This window comes from Paraburkholderia sp., from assembly GCF_049581445.1.
GTDB lineage: Bacteria > Pseudomonadota > Gammaproteobacteria > Burkholderiales > Burkholderiaceae > Paraburkholderia.
This window is the reverse complement of record NZ_JBAURZ010000274.1, coordinates 1-5,886: the sequence shown is the minus strand read 5'-3', so window position 1 is coordinate 5,886 and position 5,886 is coordinate 1. Positions and strand designations below refer to the sequence as shown.

The window sequence follows — 5,886 nt, the reverse complement described above, 5'->3', positions numbered from 1 at the left end:
CGGCAGGGTCTTGCCCCGCCGCGGGTCCAACGATACGGCTTAAAACTTAGGTGAAGCTTATTGTTGCTTTGCAGCAGCAACTTGAGCAGCCACTTCTGCTGCGAAGTCGTCCTGCTTCTTCTCGATGCCTTCGCCGACCACGAACAGTGCGAACTTCTGCACGCTCGAGCCCGCCGCCTTCAGCATCTGCTCGATCGTCTGCTTGTCGTTCTTAACGAACGTCTGGTTCAGCAGCGACACTTCCTTCAGATACTTCTGCACGCTGCCGTCGACCATCTTGGCGACGATTTCAGCCGGCTTGCCCGATTCAGCGGCCTTCTGTTCAGCAATGCTGCGTTCCTTCGCGATCAGGTCGGCCGGCACTTCGTCCGACGACAGCGAGACCGGCTTCATGGCCGCGATGTGCATGGCGACGTCCTTGCCAACCTGCTCGTCCGCGCCGGTGTACTCGACCAGCACGCCGATACGCGTGCCGTGCAGGTACGCAGCCAGCTTGTTGGCGGTCTCGAAACGCGCGAAACGGCGAATGGACAGGTTTTCGCCAATCTTGCCGACCAGCGCGAGACGCACTGCGTCGACCGTCGAGCCTTCCAGCGGCAGAGCCGACAGCGCTGCGACATCAGCCGGGTTTTGCGTAGCGACCAGTTCGGCCACTTGCTTGGTGAACGCGAGGAAGTCGTCGTTCTTGGAGACGAAGTCGGTTTCGCAGTTCAGTTCAACGATCGAACCGGCGTTGCCGCCGATGAACGAAGCGATTACGCCTTCTGCTGTCACGCGCGAAGCGGCCTTGCTGGCCTTGTTGCCGAGCTTCACGCGCAGCAGTTCTTCAGCACGCTCCATGTCGCCTTCGGCTTCCGTCAGCGCCTTCTTGCATTCCATCATCGGCGCATCGGTCTTCGCGCGCAGTTCTGCAACCATGCTTGCGGTAATTGCCGCCATCATCTGCTCCTTGAGTCTGTCTTACACACGCCGCCCGCACTTCGATGCCGGCGACAAGAATTCGTTTCCGCTCAGCGCGAAATTTTCCGCACTGTTTCCAGGTGTCATGACTTAAAAAAAGGGGGCCTGTAGAAAGCCCCCTTTTTTGCCGGACACGGGGCAGCTTTACGCTTCCCCGTTGACCTCGACGAACTCATCGCCGTCACCGCCGCGAGCAGCCTGAACGACTTCGTTGACCGCGTTTGCACGGCCTTCGACGATCGCGTCAGCCACGCCAGCCGTGTACAGAGCGACTGCCTTGCTGGCGTCGTCGTTACCCGGGATCACGTAGTCGATGCCTTCCGGCGAGTGGTTCGTGTCGACCACTGCGATAACCGGCACGCCGAGCTTGTTGGCTTCGGTCACAGCAATCTTGTGGTAGCCGACGTCAACCACAAAAATTGCGTCCGGAATGCCGCCCATGTCCTTCACGCCGCCGATCGACTTTTGCAGCTTGGCGATTTCGCGTTCGAACAGCAGCGCTTCTTTCTTGCTCATGCGCTCAGCTTCACCCGATTCCAGCAATGCTTCCATGTCCTTCAGGCGCTTGATCGAAACCTTCAGCGTCTTGAAGTTGGTCAACATGCCGCCGAGCCAGCGTGCGTTGACGTACGGCATGCCAGCGCGTTGCGCCTCTTCGGCGATCGTGTCGCGCGATTGACGCTTCGTGCCAACAAACAGGATCGTGCCGCGGTTAGCTGCCAGTTGACGCACATACTTCAGTGCGTCGTTGTACATCGGCAGCGTCTTTTCGAGGTTGATGATGTGAATCTTGTTGCGATGACCGAAAATGAAGGGGGCCATCTTCGGGTTCCAGAAGCGCGTTTGGTGACCGAAGTGGACACCTGCTTCCAGCATTTGACGCATGGTAACTGCCATGTAAATCTCCGCTAGGGTTGGGTCTTAAGCCGGCTGCCGTATCGGCCGCGCCGTTTTCGCCATTGGCGAGAAACTGGACGCGACGGACACCCTGGGTGCTGCCGGCTTGCGAGTCTGCTGCCTTGGGTAACGCCCTGCACCGCCTATGCGGCACCACAAGCCCTACCTGAAAACGCCCGTAGCGCAGGCAACTATCGCTACGAACCGGTCTTTCCCGCGAGATAAATAACGTGGATCGACTTAGCCAGAGATTATAGCACGTGACTATCGGCCGACTCAACCTGCCGGTAGCCCTGACTTTGAGGCCCGGTTGCACCTGACGGCGCAGCCGCGAGACAGCCCAGCCTGGCGGCCGTCCGCCAGGCTGCACGCGCCTCAAAACCCTGCGAGAGCGGGAATATGGTGCGATAATCCGTGAATAACCCGCATTTCAGGCCCGACTCATGGCTATTACGCTCAAAAACGAACACGATATCGCGCAAATGCGTGTCGCCTGCAGACTCGCCAGCGAACTGCTCGACTACATCACGCCGTTCGTTACCGCCGGTATTACTACCGGGGAACTGGACCGCCTGTGCCACGAATATATGTTGAAGGAACAGGGCACCATCCCGGCTCCGCTCAATTATCAGCCGCCTGGCTACCCGCCCTACCCGAAAGCCACCTGCATTTCCGTCAACGACGTGATCTGCCATGGCATCCCGGGCGACAAGACGCTGAAGAACGGTGACGCGCTGAATATCGACGTCACCGTGATCAAGGAAGGTTATTTCGGCGATACGAGCCGCATGTTCATCGTCGGCGAAGGCTCGATTCTGGCGAAGCGTCTGGTCCAGGTGACCTATGAATGCATGTGGCTCGGGATCGACCAGATCCGTCCTGGGGCCCATCTCGGCGACATCGGCTACGCCATCCAGAAGCATGCGGAAGGTCAAGGCTACAGCGTGGTGCGCGAATATTGCGGCCATGGCATCGGCACGGTGTTTCACGAAGATCCGCAGATCCTGCATTACGGGCGTCCGGGCACCGGCCTCGAATTACAGCAAGGCATGATTTTCACGGTCGAACCGATGATCAACGCCGGTCGCCGCGATATCCGCACCATGCCGGATCAGTGGACCGTCAAAACCAAGGACCGCAGCCTGTCGGCGCAATGGGAGCACACCGTACTCGTCACTGAGTCCGGGTATGACGTGCTGACCGTCTCCGCCAACACGCCAGCCCGTCCGCCCATCGTCGCGGCCACGGCCTGAACGCCGCCCTTCGTCTTCCTTTACGCGCGTGCCCATGAGCAGTGTTCCAGCCGTTGCCCTTTCCAATGCCTCGACGCTCAAGGCGGACTACAAGGTGGCCAAAGCCAGATTGCTGGAGCGCTTCAAGCTGGCGAGCAACGTCGAATCGTTGATGGGGTCGCTCGCGCGCGCCACCGACGAATCGCTGCGCGGCGCCTGGAACGCCTGCGACTTGCCGCCCACGCTTGCGCTGGTGGCGGTCGGTGGCTACGGGCGCGGCGAACTCGCGCCGCATTCGGACATCGACATTCTCGTGTTGTTGCCCGATCAGCCGATCGCCCATCTCGAAGCGCGCATCGAGCGGTTCATCAGTCTCGCCTGGGATCTGGGGCTGGAACTGGGCAGCAGCGTGCGGTCGGTCTCACAGTGCCTCGAGGAGGCCGTCAACGATGTCACGGTGCAAACCTCCCTGCTGGAGGCCCGCTGCATTACTGGCAGCAAGACCTTGTTTGAAGGTTTTGCACGGCGTTACCGTGAAGCCCTCGATCCGCGTGCGTTCTTCCAGGCAAAGGTGCTGGAGATGCGCCAACGGCACGCCAAATTCCAGGACACGCCGTATTCGCTCGAGCCAAACATCAAGGAAAGCCCGGGTGGCCTGCGCGATCTGCAACTGATCCTCTGGATGACCCAGGCAGCCGGCTTTGGCAGCAGTTGGCAGGAACTCGAAGCACGCGGTCTGATTACCGAGCGCGAAGCCCGCGAACTCGACCGCAACGAAGGCTTCCTGAAGGCGCTGCGCGCGCGGCTGCATGTCATTGCCGGGCGGCGTCAGGACATTCTGGTGTTCGACCTGCAGACTGCGCTGGCGGAGAGCTTCGGCTACAAGCCAACCGCCACCAAGCGCGCCAGCGAACAGCTGATGCGCCGCTACTACTGGGCGGCCAAGGCAGTCACGCAACTGGCGACGATTCTGATCCAGAACATCGAGGCGCAGCTCTTTCCCAGCACGAGCGGTATTACGCGCGTGCTGTCGGAGCGCTTCGTCGAGAAACAGGGCATGCTGGAGATTGCCAGCGACGACGTCTTCGAACGCGAACCGAACGCGATTCTCGAGGCATTCCTGCTCTATGAAGAGACGCCCGGCGTCAAGGGTCTGTCGGCACGTACGCTGCGCGCGATCTACAACGCCCGCGACGCCATGGACCAGCATTGGCGCCGTGATCCCGAGAACCGGCGCCTGTTCATGCAGATCCTCAAGCAGCCGGCCGGCATCACCCATGCGTTGCGGCTGATGAACCAGACCAGCGTGCTGGGGCGTTATCTGCTGAATTTCCGCCGCATCGTCGGGCAGATGCAGCACGATCTGTATCACGTGTACACCGTCGACCAGCACATCCTGATGGTGCTGCGTAACTTGCGCCGCTTCGCCGTTGCCGAACACGTGCACGAATACCCGTTTTGCAGCCAGTTGATCGCCAACTTTGAGCGGCCCTGGGTGCTGTACGTGGCGGCGCTGTTCCACGACATCGCCAAGGGTCGCGGCGGCGACCATTCCACGCTTGGCATGGCGGATGCGCGGCGCTTCTGCCGCGAACACGGCATCGAGACCGCCGATAGCGACCTGGTGGTGTGGATGGTGCAGCATCACCTGACAATGAGCCAGGTCGCCCAGAAACAGGACACGAGCGATCCGGAAGTCATCAAGCGGTTCGCGGAAATGGTCGGCAACGAGCGACACCTGACCGCGCTCTACCTGCTGACCGTTGCCGACATTCGCGGCACCAGTCCGAAGGTCTGGAACGGGTGGAAAGGCAAGCTTCTTGAAGACCTGTACCGCGCCACGCTCGCCGTACTCGGCGGAGCACGGCCTGACGCGCACTCCGAACTGAAGTCGCGCCAGGAAGAGGCACTGGCGCTTCTGCGGCTCGAAACGGTGCCCGAGAACGCCCACCGGGCGCTGTGGGACAAGCTGGATATCGGCTACTTCCTGCGCCATGACTCGGCGGATATCGCGTGGCAGACACGCGTGCTGTACCGTCATGTCGAAACGCCTACTCCGATCGTCCGCGCCCGGCCATCGCCAGTAGGCGAGGCCCTGCAGGTGCTGGTCTACGTGAAGGACCGGCCTGACCTCTTTGCCGGTATCTGCGCATATTTCGACAGGAATTCGCTGTCAGTGCTCGATGCTCGCGTCAGCACAACCCGCCACGGCTACGCGCTGGACAACTTTATCGTCCAGCACACCGAAGATGACGTGCATTATCGCGACATCGCCAATCTGGTCGAGCAGGAATTGACCGCGCGCCTCACGATGGACGGCACCCTGCTGCCGGATCCGTCGAAGGGGCGTCTGTCGCGCCTGTCGCGAACCTTCCCTGTTACGCCGCGCGTCGACCTTCGGGCCGACGAGCGCGGCCAGTACTACATCCTGTCCGTGTCGGCGAACGACCGGCCAGGCCTTCTTTATTCGATCGCGCGCGTGCTGGCCGAGCATCAGGTCGGCGTCCAATCGGCGCGGATCAATACGCTCGGCGAACGCGTCGAGGACGTGTTCCTGCTGGACGGACGCGGCCTCTCGGACAGCCGCCTGCAAATTCAGGTCGAAACCGAACTGCTGCGCGCGATCGCAGTGTGAGATTTCCATGCGAGTCAAATTGACAGCCAAGCACCCGCGGTCGGCTTCGTCCGAACGCGCCCCTGTTCGCTCGGGTAGTACCACCGCGCGCAAACCTACGCGTCCGCCTGGCCCACGACCCGCCACGCCACGCCCGCCTGAACGCGATGCCGCGCCGAGTGG

At 61.3% G+C, this 5,886-nt stretch carries 4 protein-coding genes; 2 read left to right on the top strand and 2 right to left on the bottom strand.

Going from position 1 to position 5,886, the window contains the following annotated elements; genetic code table 11:
* Window positions 1–57: 57 nt before the first annotated feature.
* Complete coding sequence (gene tsf, locus WCA85_RS22925; protein ID WP_424067145.1) at window positions 58–939, bottom strand: translation elongation factor Ts; 882 nt, start codon at window positions 937–939, stop codon at window positions 58–60.
* Between the two features lie 165 nt (window positions 940–1,104).
* The gene (gene rpsB, locus WCA85_RS22920) at window positions 1,105–1,857 is read right to left on the bottom strand and encodes a 30S ribosomal protein S2 (RefSeq protein WP_424067144.1); all 753 of its coding nucleotides are present in this window, start codon (window positions 1,855–1,857) and stop codon (window positions 1,105–1,107) included.
* 443 nt (window positions 1,858–2,300) lie between these two features.
* Here rpsB and map point away from each other — a divergent pair, with 443 nt between their 5' ends.
* Window positions 2,301–3,110, top strand: a complete 810-nt coding sequence (gene map, locus WCA85_RS22915; RefSeq protein WP_424067143.1) for a type I methionyl aminopeptidase — start codon at window positions 2,301–2,303, stop codon at window positions 3,108–3,110.
* A 34-nt stretch (window positions 3,111–3,144) separates the two neighbouring features.
* Window positions 3,145–5,724 carry a [protein-PII] uridylyltransferase gene (locus WCA85_RS22910; RefSeq protein ID WP_424067142.1) on the top strand — a complete coding sequence of 860 codons (2,580 nt, stop codon included), beginning with the start codon at window positions 3,145–3,147 and terminating at the stop codon, window positions 5,722–5,724.
* Window positions 5,725–5,886: the final 162 nt, after the last annotated feature.